This is a genomic window from Stenotrophomonas rhizophila, assembly GCF_001704155.1.
GTDB lineage: Bacteria > Pseudomonadota > Gammaproteobacteria > Xanthomonadales > Xanthomonadaceae > Stenotrophomonas > Stenotrophomonas rhizophila_A.
Genome location: NZ_CP016294.1, coordinates 3,737,029 through 3,752,907 on the forward strand (window position 1 = coordinate 3,737,029; position 15,879 = coordinate 3,752,907).

Here is a 15,879-nt window from a genome sequence, read left to right on the forward strand (position 1 = left end):
TTTGTCGTTTGCGCAGCGGGGAAACACTCCCCGCCCCACGAAGCGGCTTACCAGCTGCCGGTGGTCTTGAACTCGGAGATGCCCTTCTTGAAGGCCGCTTCGATGTCGTTGTCCCAACCGCCGGTGGCGTTGACCTTGCCGACCAGTTCGCCCTGGGTGTTGGCGAAGTGGGCGTGCAGGCCTTCTTCGAAGGCCAGCAGCTTGTTGACCGGCACGTCGTCGAGGTAACCCTCGTTGACGGCGTAGATCGACAGCGCCTGGTTGGCGATCGACATCGGGGCGTACTGCTTCTGCTTCATCAGCTCGGTCACGCGCTGACCGCGCTCAAGCTGCTTGCGGGTGGCTTCGTCCAGGTCCGAGGCGAACTGCGCGAACGCGGCCAGCTCACGGTACTGGGCCAGCGAGATGCGGATGCCGCCCGACAGCTTCTTGATGATCTTGGTCTGGGCCGCACCACCGACGCGCGACACCGAGATACCGGCGTTCACGGCCGGGCGGATGCCCGAGTTGAACAGGTCGGTTTCCAGGAAGATCTGGCCGTCGGTGATCGAGATCACGTTGGTCGGCACGAACGCGGAAACGTCGCCGGCCTGGGTTTCGATGATCGGCAGCGCGGTGAGCGAACCGGTCTGGCCCTTGACGGCACCATTGGTGAACTTCTCCACGTACTCTTCCGAGACGCGGGCGGCGCGCTCGAGCAGACGCGAGTGCAGGTAGAACACGTCACCCGGGTAGGCTTCACGGCCCGGCGGGCGCTTCAGCAGCAGCGAGATCTGGCGGTAGGCAACGGCCTGCTTGGACAGGTCGTCGTACACGATCAGGGCATCCTGGCCGCGGTCCATGAAGTACTCACCCATGGTGCAGCCCGAGTAGGCGCTGATGTACTGCATGGCAGCCGATTCGGACGCGGTGGCGGCCACGACCACGGTGTGGGCCAGGGCGCCGTTCTCTTCCAGCTTGCGCACGATGTTGGCCACGGTCGAGGCCTTCTGGCCGATCGCGACGTACACGCACTTGATGCCGGTGTCCTTCTGGTTGATCACCGCATCGATGGCCAGGGCGGTCTTGCCGGTCTGGCGGTCACCGATGACCAGCTCGCGCTGGCCGCGGCCGATCGGGATCATGGAGTCGACGGACTTGTAACCGGTCTGCACCGGCTGGTCGACCGACTTGCGCCAGATCACGCCCGGGGCAACGCGCTCCACCGGTGCGGTGGCCTGGGCAGCGATCGGGCCCTTGCCGTCGATCGGCTCGCCGAGCGCGTTGACCACGCGGCCCAGCAGCTCCGGACCGACCGGCACTTCCAGGATGCGGCCGGTGGTCTTGGCCACGTCGCCTTCGCGCAGGTGCTCATAGCCACCCAGGACCACGGCGCCGACCGAGTCGCGCTCCAGGTTCAGGGCCAGGGCGAAGGTGTTGTTCGGCAGTTCGATCATTTCGCCCTGCATCACGTCGGCCAGGCCGAAGATGCGCACGATGCCGTCGGACACGCTGGTCACGGTGCCTTCGTTGCGCGATTCCGCGGCCAGCTTGACCTTCTCGATGCGGTTCTTGATCAGTTCGCTGATTTCGGAGGGGTTGAGCGTGGTTGCCATCGTCAAGTCCTAGTGCCGGCGATCACGCCGGACGTTAAATGAATTCAGTTAGCGAGCGCGGTCTGCAGGCGCGACAGCTTGCCCTTGAGCGAGCCATCGATCACCACGTCGCCAGCGTCGATCACCGCACCGCCGATCAGCGACGCATCGATGGCGGTGGTGACGTCGACCTCTTGGCCGAAGCGCTTGCGCAGCGCGGCCTTGATGGCGTCCAGCTCAGCGGTGGACAGCTCGGCGGCCGAGGTCACGGTGGCTTTCACCACGTGTTCGGCTTCAGCGCGGAGCTGGTCGTACATGCCTGCGATTTCCGGCAGCAGCGGCAGCCGGTGCGCTTCGGCCAGGATGGCCAGGAAGCGACCGAACGACTCGCCTGCCGTTTCCGGGGCCAGCAACGCGACGGCATCGTCACGGCCCAGCTCCGGGTTCGACAGCAGGGCCGACACGCGCGGATCGGCGGCTACATGGGCGGAGAACGCAAGCGCGTCCGACCACGGCGCGAACGTGCCTTCGTCGCGCGCGGTCGCGAACGCGGCGCGGGCATACGGGCGTGCAAGCGTGAGGGCCTGGCTCATCGATCAGATCTCCGAGGCCAGCTCGTCGAGCAGCGCCTTGTGGGCGTTGGCGTCGATTTCGCGCTTGAGCAGCTTTTCGGCACCGGTCACGGCCAGCACGGACACCTGCTTGCGCAGATCCTCGCGGGCACGGTTGGCGGCCAGTTCAATCTCGGCGTGGGCCAGTTCTTTCTGGCGGTTCGCTTCGACGATGGCTTCATTCTTGGCAGCATCAACGATCTGGTTGGCGCGGGCATGGGCCTGGTCGATGATCTCGTTGGCCTTGGTGCGCGCGTCCTTCAGTGCTTCGTTGACCTTTTCCTGCGCCTGGGCCAGATCCTTCTGGCTGCGGTCGGCAGCAGCGAGCCCTTCAGCGATCTTCTGCTGGCGCTCTTCGATGGCGTTCATCAGCGGCGGCCAGATCTTGGTCGCGATGATCCAGATCAGACCGGCGAACGCCAGTGCCTGGGCAACGAGGGTAAAACCGATTTCCATGGGGTTCGCTCAATCTGGGGTGATGGGGTGGAGGCGCCGCAGGAGCGGCGCATCCGTTCCTTCATCCGCGATCAGGCGCTCGAGGCGCCTGATCGTTTCGCTTTCGCTGGATCAGCCGGCAACCGGCGGCAGGCGGGTCACGAACTCAGCGATGGTCGGGTTGGCGAAGGCCAGCAGCAGGCCGACGGCGACCGAGATGATGAACGCGGCGTCGATCAGGCCGGCGGTGATGAACATGCGGACCTGCAGCACCGGGATCAGTTCCGGCTGGCGGGCAGCCGATTCCAGGAACTTACCGGCCATGATGGCCAGACCGAGACCGGCACCCAGCGCGGCCAGGCCGATCATGATGCCGACGGCGAGGACGGTGGAGCTCTGGACTTGGGCGAGGTTGGTCAGGACGGCAAAGTACATGGGTTATCTCCGGAAACTTAAGTAGCTAAGGGTAATGAAACGGATGAAGGGTGAAGCGGAAACTCAGTGAGCGTCTTCCGACAGGCTCAGGTACACGATGGACAACATCATGAAAATGAAGGCCTGCAGCGGAATCACCAGCAGGTGGAACAGCATCCAGCCGAGGCCGAAGGCGCCGCCTGCGATGGCGCCCATGATGCCGGCACTGCCCAGCACCCAGATCAGCAGGAACACGATTTCGCCGCCGAACATGTTGCCGAACAGTCGCATCGCCAGCGAGATCGGCTTGCTCAGCCACTCGACGATGTTGAGGATCAGGTTGAACGGCATCATCCACTTGCCGAACGGTGCGGTCAGGAATTCCTTGGTGAAACCACCCAGGCCCTTGGCGCGCAGCGCGAAGAACAGCATCAGGAAGAACACGCTGATCGACATGCCCAGGGTGGCATTGACGTCGGCGGTCGGGACCGGCTTCCAGTACGGAATGCCCAGCGCTTCGAGCGGCAGGGCGATGAAGTCGGCCGGGATCATCTTGATGAGGTTCATCAGGAGGATCCAGAAGAAGATCGTGATCGCGATCGGGGTCACCAGCTTGCTGGTGCCGTGATAGGTGTCCTTGGCCTGGCGGTCAACGAACTCCAGGCAGATTTCAACGAACGCCTGCCACTTGCCCGGTACGCCGGCGGTGGCCTTGCGGGTGGCCATCCAGAAGCCAAACACCATCAACAAACCCATCAGGACCGAAGTCACAATGGTGTCGACGTGAATTGCCCAGAAACCACCTTCCTGCATGTGGAACGTCAGGTTGTGCAGGTGATGTTGGATGTAGGAGGTGGGTGTAAGCGCCTCGCCTGCCATGTGTCCGGAACCTTGAGTTAAATAAATTGGATCAGCGCCTGGCCAGAGCCAGGACCTGGAACATCAGTCCGACGGCGATTCCGGCCAGCAGCGCCAATGCAGGCAGCTTGAAGACCACGAAACCCACCGCCAGGACACCGAATACGAGCGCCCACTTTGCCACCACCGCCAGGATCAGCCGCGACATCGCTGAACCTGCCGCCTGCACCCCGCCCCCCAGCGCCATCCGCGCCGCGACCCAGCCACCTGCCGATACCGCGATGCCCGATGCCAGCGCGCCAAGCGCGTACTTCGGGCCTGCCAGCAGCAGGAGCACCAGGGCCAGGACAGCCACTGCAGCCAGCGGGTACACCGCTGCGCGCAGCATCAGTCGCCGACCCGCGTCAACGGAGTTCAGCACACGTATGTCCTGCATGGTTGTGGGAGGGGTGACCGGGGCTGGAACTGCCTGTGCCCCGTCGAGCCGCCAAATTATAGCAACGGGACAATTTGCGAGACAACCTGCGCCTGTTCATCCCGGACGACGCAAGTTGCTGCATCGCCACAGATTTTGGCCCGGGAGGGGGTCCGATCCCGCTACAGCCGGCCCCAATTCATGTCGCGTCGCACCATATTGAACTTTGGTCGTGGGGCCCGGTCAGAGAAGTGGGCCTGTCAATTCGATCCTCGTCGATGCCCCTGAAGCAGGCCGGTACCGGGCGGCCCCGAGCTCTCTCCGGGGCCGCCTTTTTTCCGGGCCGGCCGCATCCGCTACAACGTTGTGCAGTGCCCGCGGCGGCCACGCCCGGACCCCGACGGTCACCCGGGGTGCATGAACGGTACACACAATCTCCACCATACGTTCACGAATGGTGGACGCGGCGCTGGGCAGAGTGATTCCACTTCACTGAATCCCTCCAAGGATAGAACGATGCGCCTGCTTCCCCTGCTCGCCCTGCCGCTGGCCATGGCCGCCCTCACCCACGCCACGTCCGCGAGCGCGGCCGAAGGCGATGACCGCTTCGCCCTGCGCCTGGGTGCGATGAACATCGACTCGGACAACACGATCCGGGGCAACACCACGGTGCTCGGCCAGGATGTGGGCTTCTCCGAGGACTTCGGCCTGGGCGGCAAGGAATGGGAGCCGCGCATTGACGGCCTGTTCCGCATCAGCGACCGCCAGCGCCTGATCTTCAACTACTTCAAGTACGACAAGGACCGCCGCGAAACCCTCAACGACGGCATCAGCTTCGGCGGCGAAACCGTGCCCGCCGGCAGCTTCGTCAAGGGCGAGCTGAAGTACCAGGTGGCCAGCCTGGTGTACGACTACTCGGTGGTGGACACCGAGAAGTTCGACCTCGGCCTGCAGCTGGGTGCGGAGTACGCCAAGGTGAGCACCAAGGCCTACGCCGACCTGGGCACCGTGTACCAGGGCGAGTTCCTGGACGAGAAGGCCGACGGCGTTGCGCCGGTGGTCGGTGCGCGCTTCACCATCACCCCGTCCGAGAAGTGGATGATCACCGCGCAGGGCCAGTACCTCAACACTGACTGGGGCAACTTCGATGACTACGATGGCGACCTGACCCGCGCCAATGTGATCGTGGATTACAGGTTCACCGACAATTTCGGCATCTTCGCCGGCTACGACTGGTTCCGCCTCGACGTCGACCAGACCGGCAGCGATGGCACCATCGGCCTGAAGCAGGAATTCAAGGGCCCGGTCGCCGGCATCAGCGTTTCGTTCTGATCCAACCGTTGGTTGGTGTGTTACCGCACGAAAAACCCGGCGAATGCCGGGTTTTTTGTTGGGTAACATGCAGCGGACTAACAGTCCGCTCTACCGATCATTTTTTTTTCGGGATGTACAGATCGGTGATGGTGCCGTCGTAGATTTCCGCGGCCATCGCCACCGATTCGCTCAGCGTCGGGTGGGCGTGGATGGTGTGCCCGATGTCTTCGGCTTCGGCGCCCATCTCGATGGCCAGGCCGATTTCGGCCAGCAGGTCACCGGCGTGCACGCCGACGATCGCGCCGCCGATGATGCGGTGGGTTTCCTCATCGAAGATCAGCTTGGTGAAGCCTTCGGTGCGGCCGATGCCGATGGCACGGCCACTGGCCGCCCATGGGAACTTCGCCACGCCGACCTTCAGGCCCTGCGCCTTGGCTTCGGTTTCGGTCACGCCGACCCAGGCGATTTCCGGGTTGGTGTAGGCCACCGACGGAATCACCCGCGCCACCCACTCCTTTTTCTCGCCCGAGGCCACTTCAGCGGCCAGCTTGCCCTCGTGCGTGGCCTTGTGGGCCAGCATCGGGTTGCCGACGATATCGCCGATGGCAAAGATGTGCGGCACGTTGGTGCGCATCTGGCGGTCCACCGGAATGAAGCCACGCTCGGTGACGCCCACCCCGGCCTTCTCCGCGCCGATCTTCTTCCCGTTCGGCGAGCGCCCCACGGCCACCAGCACGCGGTCGAAGGTGCCCTGCTCCAGCCCCGGCTTCTCGCCTTCGGCAGCGGCTTCGAAGGTCAAGGTGATGCCCTTCTTGTCCGCGTTCACGCCGGAGGCCTTGGTCTTGAGGTGGACCTCGACGCCCTGCTTCTTCAGGCGGTCTGCCAACGGCTTGACCAGGTCCTTGTCGGCACCAGGCATCAGCTGGTCCATGAACTCCACCACGGTCACCTTGCTGCCCAGCGCCGCGTACACGGTCGCCATTTCGAGGCCGATGATGCCGCCACCGACCACCAGCAGCGAGCCGGGAATGTCGGCCAGTTCCAGCGCGTCGGTGGAATCCATCACGCGCGGGTCGTCCCACGGGAAGTTCGGCAGCTTCACTGCCTGCGAGCCGGCGGCGATGATGCACTGCTGGAAGCGCAGCAGCTGGGTCGTGCCGTCGTCGCCGACGATCTCCAGCTCATTGGCCGACACGAAGGTCGCCACGCCCTGCACGGTGCGCACCTTGCGCTGCTTGGCCATGCCCGACAGGCCCTTGGTCAGCTGGGTGACCACCTTTTCCTTGTAGCCGCGCAGCTTGTCCAGGGTGATCTTCGGCGCGCTGAATTCCACGCCGAAATCGCCCGCGTGGGCCACTTCGTCGATCACCGCAGCGGCGTGCAACAGCGCCTTGGACGGAATGCAGCCCACGTTGAGGCACACGCCGCCCAGGCTGGCGTAGCGTTCGATCAGCACGGTGTCCACGCCCAGGTCGGCCGAGCGGAACGCGGCGGTGTAACCGCCCGGACCCGCACCCAGCACCACCATCTGGCATTCGATGTCGGCCGGCTTGCCCGACGACAGCGCCGGCTGCGGCGCGGCCGGTTCGGCCGGCGCGCGGTGCGACGGGGTCACCGGCGGCTTGCTGGCCGGGGCGGCGGCCTTGGGCGCTTCCGCCGTAGACGCGGCCGGGGCGGCAGCGGCGCCTTCGGCGTCCAGCACCACCACCACATCGCCTTCGGACAGCGTATCGCCGAGCTTGACCTTGATTTCCTTCACCACGCCGGCAGCCGAAGACGGCACTTCCAGGGTGGCCTTGTCCGATTCCAGCGTGACCAGGCCCTGGTCCTTCTTCACCGTGTCGCCCACGGCGACCAGCAGTTCGATCACCGGCACCGCGCTGTAATCGCCGATGTCGGGAACCTTGATTTCAATAGCGGCCATTCGTCTTCTCCTGGGTCTCAGCCGGCGTTGCCGGCGAGCAGTTGCTGCAGTTCGTCGAGCGACTCGTCCAGATCCTGCCAGCGACGGTCGAGCTTCTTTTCCTTGGTGTCGCTGGCTTCGATCAGCAGCGCCACCTGTTTCATCATCAGTTTGCCGGCGCCGCACTCCCAGCGCGGGCCGCTGTAGCGCTCGCCAGCCACCTGGAAGGACAGCACCTCACCGTCGGTCACCGGCGCCTTGCGCCCTGCCGGCACACCCGAATCCAGCGCGGCCTGCCAGCTGCGCAGCAGGCGCTGGGCCAGCGCGGCGGGGATGGCGACCTGGTACTGGTCCGGTTCCTGGTCCACGCGCAGCTCCACGCCACCACCGCGTGCACTGTTGTTCCAGTTGTACACGCGCTTGTCGGCCTCGCTGTAGCGCAGGGTCCACGCCTGGTCCTGGCTGCCGGGGAGCAGCGCCACGCCGGTTTCCACCCCGCCCTTGGGCAGGATGGTCAGCGCCAGCGCGGGCTGTGCATTGCCATTGAACAGGGTTTCCACGGCCTGGCCGTAGTTGCCCACCGCCGGCGGCCAGCCGCGGCCGATATCGGTCGTGCACGCGGCGGACGCGCCGGGCGCAACAACCAGGGCGGCCAACATCACCGCAACGCCCGCCAGGCGCTGCCTCACAGCAGCACGCGCCGCATGTCGGCCAGCACCTGCGACAGGTACGTGGTGAAGCGCGCGGCCAGCGCACCGTCGATGACACGGTGGTCGTAGCTCAGCGACAGCGGCAGCATCAGCTTCGGAGCGAATTCCTTGCCGTTCCAGACCGGCTGGATCGAGGACTTGGACACGCCCAGGATGGCGACTTCCGGTGCATTGACGATCGGGGTGAAGGCGGTGCCGCCGATGCCGCCCAGCGAGCTGATCGAGAAGCAGCCGCCACTCATGTCGGCCGGGCCCAGCTTGCCGTCGCGCGCCTTTTTGGCCAGCTCGCCGGTTTCCTGGGCGATCTGCACCACGCCCTTCTTGTCCACGTCGCGGATCACCGGAACGACCAGGCCGTTCGGGGTGTCAGCAGCGAAGCCGATGTTGAAGTACTTCTTCAGCGTCAGGTTTTCACCGGCCGCATCCAGCGATGCGTTGAATTCCGGGAACTGCTTCAGCGCCGCGGCGCTGGCCTTGATCAGGAAGGCGAGCATGGTCAGCTTGATGCCGGCCTTCTCGTTTTCCTTGTTCAGCGCCACGCGCAGGCCTTCCAGGTCGGTGATGTCGGCCTGCTCGAACTGGGTGACGTGCGGGATCATGGCCCAGTTGCGCGCCAGGTTGGCGCCGGAGATCTTCTTGATGCGCGACAGCGGCTGGGTCTCGACTTCACCGAACTTGCTGAAATCGACCTTCGGCCACGGCAGCAGGTTGAGCCCGCCACCGGCGGCGACCGTACCACCGGCAACGGCGGCGCCAGCGCCGGTCAACGCCGACTTGACGAACTTCTGCACGTCGGCCTTGGTGATGCGGCCGCCCTTTTCGGTGCCGGTCAACTGGTTGAGGTCCACGCCCAGTTCGCGGGCGAACACGCGCACCGCCGGGGTGGCGTACGGCACCTTGGACGGCAGCACGCTGTCGGCGTTGAACTGCACCGGCGGGCTGCTCGGGGCACCGGCCGAGGGGGCGCTGGCGATTTCGCGCGCCGCCAGCTTGTCCGGCTGGGCCGGCACGGCGACCGGTTCCACCTTGGTGCCGGTTTCGGCAGCGGCCGGGGCGGCGGCAGCGGCGGCCTGGCTCGGCGCCGGGGCGGCGGCGCCCTCGGCTTCGATGATGGCGACAACCTTGCCCTGCGACAGGGTGTCGCCGACCTTGACCTTGATTTCCTTGACCACGCCGGCAACCGACGACGGCACTTCCATCGTGGCCTTGTCCGACTCGAGCGTGACCAGGCCCTGGTCTTTCTTGACGGTATCGCCGACGGCGACCAGCACTTCGATCACCGGGATGTCGGTGTAATCGCCGATGTCCGGCACCAGCGCTTCCACCGGGCCACCGCCGGCAGCAGCCGGTGCAGCGGCGGGCGCGCTCTGGGTGGCCGGGGCCGGGGCGGCAGCAGCAGCCTTGGCCGGGGCGGCAGCGGGTGCCGGCGCAGCCGCCGGGGCAGGCGCTGCGGCTGCGTCAGCCACTTCGATCAGGGCCACGACCTTGCCCTCGGACAGGTTGTCGCCGACCTTGACCTTGATTTCCTTGACTACGCCGGCGACCGAGGACGGCACTTCCATCGTGGCCTTGTCCGACTCGAGCGTGACCAGCCCCTGGTCCTTCTTGACGGTGTCACCAACGGCGACAAGCACCTCGATTACCGGGATATCGCTGTAGTCACCGATATCGGGGACAAGTGCTTCCTTGATTTCGGCCATGGGGATAACTCCGGCAATCTGGTGTAGGGAATCGCCTATTGTGGGGGCATGAGGCGTCAGCGCCAACCAGCTTGGGCAATTTTCACCCGCTCTGTCCCGGGACAGCGTGTTGCAGCAGGGATGGGCGCTGCTGCGGCCGGTGTTCCAGTCGGTACCGTATTGTCCCGCTACGGTCCGGCTCAGCCGGCCAGGACATCGGCGACGGGCTGCCACGCCACCTGCAGGCGCGGCAGCGGCCATGCCGCATTCGCCGGGCTGGTCGAGGGCAGCGACCACACCGCCAGGGAAGCCGCACGGTCGCCCAGCACCGGCAGGATGTAACGCACGAAGGCGGCGTGTGCAGTGGCGCCATTGCAGGCGACCGCCGCCAAGGCCGGCAATCGGCCAACCAGATCGGCCACGGCATTGGGCACTTCGCTGCCGCGCACGATCGCCGCGTCCAGGCTGCCACGCCGCTCGCACTGCCCGATCACATCCCACAGCCCTACGCCGGCCGATTGCAACGCCTGCAGGCGATCAACGTAGGCAAGGCCGGCGTTGATCCCGGTCAGCGCCGCCATCAACGGCCAGAATCGATTGCGCGGATGCGCGTAATACTGCGATGCATGCAGCGATGCGACGCCCGGCATCGATCCCAGCACGAGCACGCGGCAACCTGCCGAAACCTGCGCAGGCAGGCCGATGCACAGCATTGGATTCGTCACGGTGTCTCCAGATGCATGAATGTCGTGCATTGCATGATCGCGCGCCAGCGCAACGATTCCGCGCTGCTGGCTGAACAGAACAAACTAAATTTTAACGCGCGTCGGATTCGATTCATGTTGCGGGGACTACGTTTGCCTCGCCCCGATGCAACGGGGGCCCCAAGAACAAAAAAATACCTGAGGAGATTCCCCCATGCGCTCCATCCGCACCCTGACCCTGGCTACCCTGACTGCCCTTGCCTTCGCACCTGCCGCCTTCGCGCAGGACAGCACCACCGACACCGCGTCGGGCAAGCATTTCGCCGTTGTCGGCGGCGTTGCACTGCTGCAGCCGAAGAATGATCCGCTGGAAGGCATCGACAAGGTCGATGGCGGCCCGGCGCCGACGCTGAGCTTCAGCTACTACATCAACGATAACTGGGCCGTGGAACTGTGGGGCGCAGCTGACAAGTTCGACCACCGCGTGCGCGGCGCCAACGGCCAGCTGGGCACGGTTGAGCAGCAGCCGATCGCGCTGAGCGGCCAGTACCACTTCGGCCAGGCCGACAACGTGTTCCGTCCGTTCGTGGGCGTGGGTTACTACGAGTCGAACTTCAGCAACGAGAAGCTGGCCAGCGACGTCGGCCATATCGGGCTGGAAACCGCCAAGGGCGCCATCGGCACCGTCGGCGTGGACATGAACATCAACAGCACCTGGTTCGCCCGCGCCGATGCCCGCTACATGCATTCGCGCCCGGACCTGACCGTCAACGGCCGCAGCACGGGCGACGAAGCCAAGCTGGATCCGTGGACGGTGGGCTTCGGTATCGGCGCGCGCTTCTAAGCGCTTCCGCTACACGTAGCAATGCAACGGGCCCCTCGCGGGCCCGTTGTCGTTTCTGGCATTGCCCTTTTTACCGGTCGCATTTCGGCGCGGGGCTGTATGCGCGTGAAGTGGACTACCTTGATCGCGGGAATGGGCCGTCGAGCTGTACGATCTGCCATGGCGGCAATCGCGTAGCGTTACCATCGCCAGTGCATCGTGCCGGCCGTACCCCAGGATCCCCCATGGACAAACGCTACGTACTCGCCATCGACCAGGGCACCACCAGCTCGCGCGCAATGCTGTTCGACCGCGCCGGACACGTCGCCGGGGTGGCGCAGCGCGAGTTCGGGCAGATCTTCCCGCAGCCGGGCTGGGTTGAACACGATCCGCGCGAGATCCTGACCAGTGTCTATACCACCCTGACCGAGCTGCTCAACCGCGAGCAGATCGATCCGCGCCAGATCGCGGCGATCGGCATCACCAACCAGCGCGAAACGACGGTGGTCTGGGACAAAGCCACCGGCCAGCCCATCCACAATGCGATCGTCTGGCAGTCCCGACAGAGCAACGACATCTGCGAACGCCTCAAGGCAGAAGGCCACGAGCCGCTGATCCGCGCACGCACCGGGCTGCTGGTGGATGCCTACTTTTCGGCGACCAAGATCCGCTGGATCCTTGACCACGTGGACGGCGCGCAGGCCCGCGCCGAGCGCGGCGAGCTGCTGTTCGGCACCATCGACAGCTGGCTGGTGTGGAACCTCACCGGCGGCGCGGTGCACGTCACCGACTACAGCAACGCGGCCCGCACGCTGCTGTTCAACATCCACACCCTTGCCTGGGATGATGCGTTGCTGGCGCTGCTGGACATCCCGCGCGCGATGCTGCCCGAAGTGCGCAGCTCCAGCGAGGTGTATGGCACCACGCGTTCGCAGTTCTTCTTCGACCAGCACATTCCAATTGCCGGCATCGCTGGCGACCAGCAGGCCGCGCTGTTCGGCCAGGCCTGTTTCGAACCTGGCATGGTCAAAAACACCTATGGCACCGGCTGTTTCATGCTGATGCATACCGGCACCCGCGCGGTGGCCTCCAGCAACGGCCTGCTCACCACGCTGGCCTGGGGCATCGATGGGCAGGTGGAGTACGCCCTGGAAGGCTCGATCTTCGTGGCCGGCTCGGTGGTGCAGTGGCTGCGCGACGGGCTGCGCATGTTCGGCAAGTCCAGCGACTGCCAGGCCTATGCCGAACGCGCGGCCGACAACGGTGGGGTGTACATGGTGCCGGCCTTCGTCGGCCTGGGCGCGCCGTACTGGCGCAGCGATGTGCGCGGGGCGGTGTTCGGCCTGAGCCGGGGCACCACCAAGGAACACTTCATCCGCGCGGCGGTGGAATCGATGGCGTACCAGACCCGCGACGTGCTGGCCGCGATGCAGGCCGATGCGGGCATTAAACTGAAGGAACTGCGCGCCGATGGGGGCGCGATCGCCAATGACTTCATGGCGCAGTTCCAGAGCGACCTGCTGGGCGTGCCCGTGCTGCGCCCGCAGGTGGCCGAGACAACCGCGCTGGGCGCGGCCTACCTGGCCGGCCTGGCCACCGGGTTCTGGAGCAGCCGCGCCGAGATTGCCGAGCAGTGGGCGGTGGATCGCCGGTTCGTGCCGCAGATGGCGGTTGACCGGCGTGAAGCGCTGTACGCCGGGTGGCTCCAGGCGGTGGAAGCGACGATGGGCTTCCGCCCCCCGCGGTAGGAGCCGACCGTTGGTCGGCTCTTCCCCGATCAGAACGCCGGCAGCACCGCGCCTTTGTACTTCTCGGCGATGAAGGCCTTTACTTCCGGGCTGGTCAGCGCCTTGGCCAGCTGCTGCACGCGCGGGTCGTCCTTGTTGTCCGGGCGGGCGACCAGGAAGTTCACGTACGGCGAATCCTTGCTTTCAATCGCGAGCGCGTCCTGGGTCGGGTTGAGGCCCGCGTCCAGCGCGTAGTTGGTGTTGATCAGGGCCAGGTCCACCTGGTCGAGCACACGCGGCAGCATCGCCGAATCCAGTTCGCGGAACTTGAGCTGCTTCGGGTTGGCAATGATGTCGCGCTGGGTGGCCAGTGCGTTGGTCGGGTCCTTGAGCGTGATCACGCCGGCCTTGTGCAGCAGGATCAGCGCACGGCTGTTGTTGCTCGGGTCGTTGGGAATCACCACGTCGGCCCCCACCGGCAGATCGGCGAGCGACTTGAAGCGGCGCGAGTAGGCGCCGAACGGCTCGATGTGCACGCCGATCACCTTGGTCAGGTCGGTCTTGCGGTCGCGGTTGTAGGCGTCCAGGTAGGGTTCGGTCTGGAAGTAGTTCACGTCCACCTGCTTCTGCACCAGCTGGTCGTTGGGCTGCACGTAGTCGTTGAAGACCTTTACGTCCAGCTCCAGGCCTTCCTTCTGCAGGATCGGCTTGACCACCGCCAGGATCTCGGCGTGCGGCACCGCCGTGGCCGCAACGACCAGCTTGCTGGAATCGGCGGCGGGCTTGCCGCAGGCGGCCAGGGCCAGCGTGGCGGCCAGCAACGGGAGCAACAGGGTCTTTTTCATGGGGACGGAATCCGGGGGGGCTGCGTAGCAGCCAACCATACCGCAAGCCCCGGCCAGCCGGGTATCCCGGCCATATGACCGGGGGGCATGACCGTTATTCGTAATTGCTCAGCGCCATCATCAGCAGCGCCTTGGCCTGCTCGCGCAGCACGGTCGGCTCGATGATTTCCGCGTCCGAACCGTAGTGCAGCACGTCCATCAGCAGCTCACGCGAAACGCTGTAGGGCACCTTGAGCTCGTAGCGGCCGTCGGCCAGGAACCGGCCCTGCTGCTTGGAATGCCAATGCTCGTCGGCCACCCAGCGCGCGGCCTTGGCACTGAAGACGATGGTGGCCCAGCCCTTGGGCGGGCCAGAGAAGATGCCGTAGCTGGCACCCAACTGCTCGTCCAGCTCGGTGTCGTCCACGTCGCGCGCAACCGTGTCGACCACGCGGGCCTTGTAGATGCGGTCCACGGCGAAGCTGCGCAGGCCCTCGCGGCCGTGGTCCCAGGCGTCCAGGTACCAGTTGTCGCGATAGTGGGTCATGCGCTGCGGCGACACGGTGCGCTTGGTCGCCTCGTCGGTGGAACGGGCCCGGTACTCGAACGCCAGCTGCCTGCGCTCCAGCACGGCCGACGCCACGGCGCGGAAGCTGGCTTCATCGAACTTGCGGCCGCGGTGCGGAATGACCCGCACCCGGTCCACCGGCCAGGTCGACACGCCGGCCTGCGCGGCCAGCAACCCTTCGATGCGCTGCTGCAGCGGCGCCAGCACCGACGACAACACGCCACCGCCGGTACGCGCCAGCAGGTGCTGGGAGGCCAGCAGGGCGTGCAGTTCTTCGGAGCTGAGCCACAGGCCGGGCAGCTCGAACCGCTCGCTCTCGTTGTCCTGGTAGCGGAAGCCGGCCTCGCCATCGCCCTCGACCGGTGCCATCAGCGCATCGCGCAGGAAGGCCAGGTCGCGATAGACGGTGGCGCGCGAACACGCCAGTTTTTCCTGCAGGGTCGCCACCGTGACCGGATAGCGGGCGGACTTCAGCAGACGATGCAGGGCGTTGATGCGTTCATATCGGTCCATGACCCGATTATGTCCGAGTCGCCGCCGTTGTGGCGGCCCGGATCCGAACTTCGGCTATCGTGGGGCCCCCTGCCCGCCCGAACCCCGCCATGCGCCTGCTGCCTGCCGTTGCCGTGCTGTCCCTGCTGCTGTCTGCCTGCGGGCAGGCACCTGCGCCCGCCGCTCCTGCAGCCGCCACGCCGCCGGTACCGGTCGCCAGCGATCCCGCGCAGGCGGTACTGGCCGCCAGCCAGCGCTTCGGGCAGCTGCGCAGCTTCCACGCCAGCCTGCACATGCAGGGGCCGCGCACGCTGGACGCCAGCATGGAATTCGTGGCGCCTGACCGCTACCGCCTGCAGACCGACGAGGGCGTGCAGACCATCATCGGCGACACGTTCTTCCTGCAGCGCGCCGGCGAAGTCCGCCAAGTGCCGGTGCCGCCGGGCCTGCTGGCGCAATGGCGCAGCCCGTTGCCGGCTGACGCCACCGCCGCCGAACTGCAGGTTGAAGCACTGGGCGAGGAGCGCGTGGATGGGCAGTCCGCCCGCCGCTACCGCGTGCGCCATGCCAGCGCCGCACCTGACGGCATGCTGTACTGGATCAACGCGGCCGGCCTTCCGGTGCGGATCGAACGCCAGGGCCAGACCCAGGGCAAAGCCTTCAAGGTCACGGTGGATTACAGCCGTTTCGACGACCCCACACTGCAGATCCCAGTGCCCTGAACAGGCGACAAGTCCAAACCTCTCCTAAAGCACGGGCGGGAAAAGGAAAAACGGCGTGAAGGCATCCAGTATCATCACGCGTTGCTCCTCCCCCCTGTTGATCCGG

At 65.9% G+C, this 15,879-nt stretch carries 16 protein-coding genes; 4 read left to right on the forward strand and 12 right to left on the reverse strand.

The window, feature by feature from the left end; all coding sequences use genetic code 11:
- Positions 1-47: 47 nt before the first annotated feature.
- The 6 genes from atpA to BAY15_RS16660 all read right to left on the reverse strand — a co-directional run bounded on the left by atpA (position 48) and on the right by BAY15_RS16660 (position 4,313).
- Complete coding sequence (gene atpA, locus BAY15_RS16635) at positions 48-1,595, reverse strand: F0F1 ATP synthase subunit alpha (protein WP_068854099.1); 1,548 nt, start codon at positions 1,593-1,595, stop codon at positions 48-50.
- A 44-nt stretch (positions 1,596-1,639) separates the two neighbouring features.
- Positions 1,640-2,167 (reverse strand): F0F1 ATP synthase subunit delta, encoded by a 528-nt coding sequence (locus BAY15_RS16640; protein ID WP_068854100.1) that lies wholly within the window; start codon positions 2,165-2,167, stop codon positions 1,640-1,642.
- 3 nt (positions 2,168-2,170) lie between these two features.
- Positions 2,171-2,641 carry a F0F1 ATP synthase subunit B gene (locus BAY15_RS16645; protein WP_068854101.1) on the reverse strand — a complete coding sequence of 157 codons (471 nt, stop codon included), beginning with the start codon at positions 2,639-2,641 and terminating at the stop codon, positions 2,171-2,173.
- A gap of 111 nt (positions 2,642-2,752) precedes the next feature.
- A complete protein-coding gene (atpE, locus tag BAY15_RS16650; protein WP_068854102.1) occupies positions 2,753-3,055 on the reverse strand; it encodes a F0F1 ATP synthase subunit C in 303 nt (100 codons plus the stop codon).
- Between the two features lie 63 nt (positions 3,056-3,118).
- Positions 3,119-3,913: a F0F1 ATP synthase subunit A gene (atpB, locus tag BAY15_RS16655; protein ID WP_068854103.1), complete on the reverse strand. Its 795-nt coding sequence runs from the start codon at positions 3,911-3,913 to the stop codon at positions 3,119-3,121.
- A 31-nt stretch (positions 3,914-3,944) separates the two neighbouring features.
- A complete protein-coding gene (locus BAY15_RS16660) occupies positions 3,945-4,313 on the reverse strand; it encodes a hypothetical protein (protein WP_176472592.1) in 369 nt (122 codons plus the stop codon).
- Positions 4,314-4,823: 510 nt separating this feature from the next.
- Here BAY15_RS16660 and BAY15_RS16665 point away from each other — a divergent pair.
- On the forward strand, positions 4,824-5,639 hold the full coding sequence (locus BAY15_RS16665) for a hypothetical protein (protein ID WP_068854105.1): 816 nt from the start codon (positions 4,824-4,826) through the stop codon (positions 5,637-5,639).
- A 97-nt stretch (positions 5,640-5,736) separates the two neighbouring features.
- Here the strand turns inward: BAY15_RS16665 and lpdA are convergent, their stop codons facing one another.
- The 4 genes from lpdA to BAY15_RS16685 all read right to left on the reverse strand — a co-directional run bounded on the left by lpdA (position 5,737) and on the right by BAY15_RS16685 (position 10,668).
- Positions 5,737-7,545 (reverse strand): dihydrolipoyl dehydrogenase, encoded by a 1,809-nt coding sequence (gene lpdA, locus BAY15_RS16670; protein WP_068854106.1) that lies wholly within the window; start codon positions 7,543-7,545, stop codon positions 5,737-5,739.
- A gap of 17 nt (positions 7,546-7,562) precedes the next feature.
- Positions 7,563-8,183 carry a hypothetical protein gene (locus BAY15_RS16675; RefSeq protein WP_068854819.1) on the reverse strand — a complete coding sequence of 207 codons (621 nt, stop codon included), beginning with the start codon at positions 8,181-8,183 and terminating at the stop codon, positions 7,563-7,565.
- A 26-nt stretch (positions 8,184-8,209) separates the two neighbouring features.
- Positions 8,210-9,934, reverse strand: a complete 1,725-nt coding sequence (gene aceF / locus BAY15_RS16680; protein WP_068854107.1) for a dihydrolipoyllysine-residue acetyltransferase — start codon at positions 9,932-9,934, stop codon at positions 8,210-8,212.
- Between the two features lie 179 nt (positions 9,935-10,113).
- A complete protein-coding gene (locus BAY15_RS16685; RefSeq protein WP_099047417.1) occupies positions 10,114-10,668 on the reverse strand; it encodes a DNA-deoxyinosine glycosylase in 555 nt (184 codons plus the stop codon).
- Between the two features lie 163 nt (positions 10,669-10,831).
- Here BAY15_RS16685 and BAY15_RS16690 point away from each other — a divergent pair, with 163 nt between their 5' ends.
- Both BAY15_RS16690 and glpK read left to right on the forward strand, forming a co-directional pair.
- On the forward strand, positions 10,832-11,461 hold the full coding sequence (locus tag BAY15_RS16690; protein ID WP_068854109.1) for an OmpW/AlkL family protein: 630 nt from the start codon (positions 10,832-10,834) through the stop codon (positions 11,459-11,461).
- 224 nt (positions 11,462-11,685) lie between these two features.
- Positions 11,686-13,188, forward strand: coding sequence for a glycerol kinase GlpK (glpK, locus tag BAY15_RS16695; protein WP_068854110.1), 1,503 nt, complete (start codon positions 11,686-11,688; stop codon positions 13,186-13,188).
- A gap of 29 nt (positions 13,189-13,217) precedes the next feature.
- Here the strand turns inward: glpK and BAY15_RS16700 are convergent, their stop codons facing one another.
- A complete protein-coding gene (locus BAY15_RS16700) occupies positions 13,218-14,012 on the reverse strand; it encodes a MetQ/NlpA family ABC transporter substrate-binding protein (protein ID WP_068854111.1) in 795 nt (264 codons plus the stop codon).
- A gap of 94 nt (positions 14,013-14,106) precedes the next feature.
- Entirely contained in the window at positions 14,107-15,072 is a 966-nt protein-coding gene (locus BAY15_RS16705) for a helix-turn-helix transcriptional regulator (protein ID WP_068854112.1), read from the reverse strand.
- Positions 15,073-15,161: 89 nt separating this feature from the next.
- On the opposite strand from BAY15_RS16705, the gene BAY15_RS16710 reads away from it, so the two are divergent.
- Positions 15,162-15,773 (forward strand): LolA family protein, encoded by a 612-nt coding sequence (locus tag BAY15_RS16710; protein ID WP_068854113.1) that lies wholly within the window; start codon positions 15,162-15,164, stop codon positions 15,771-15,773.
- Positions 15,774-15,879 lie beyond the last annotated feature (106 nt).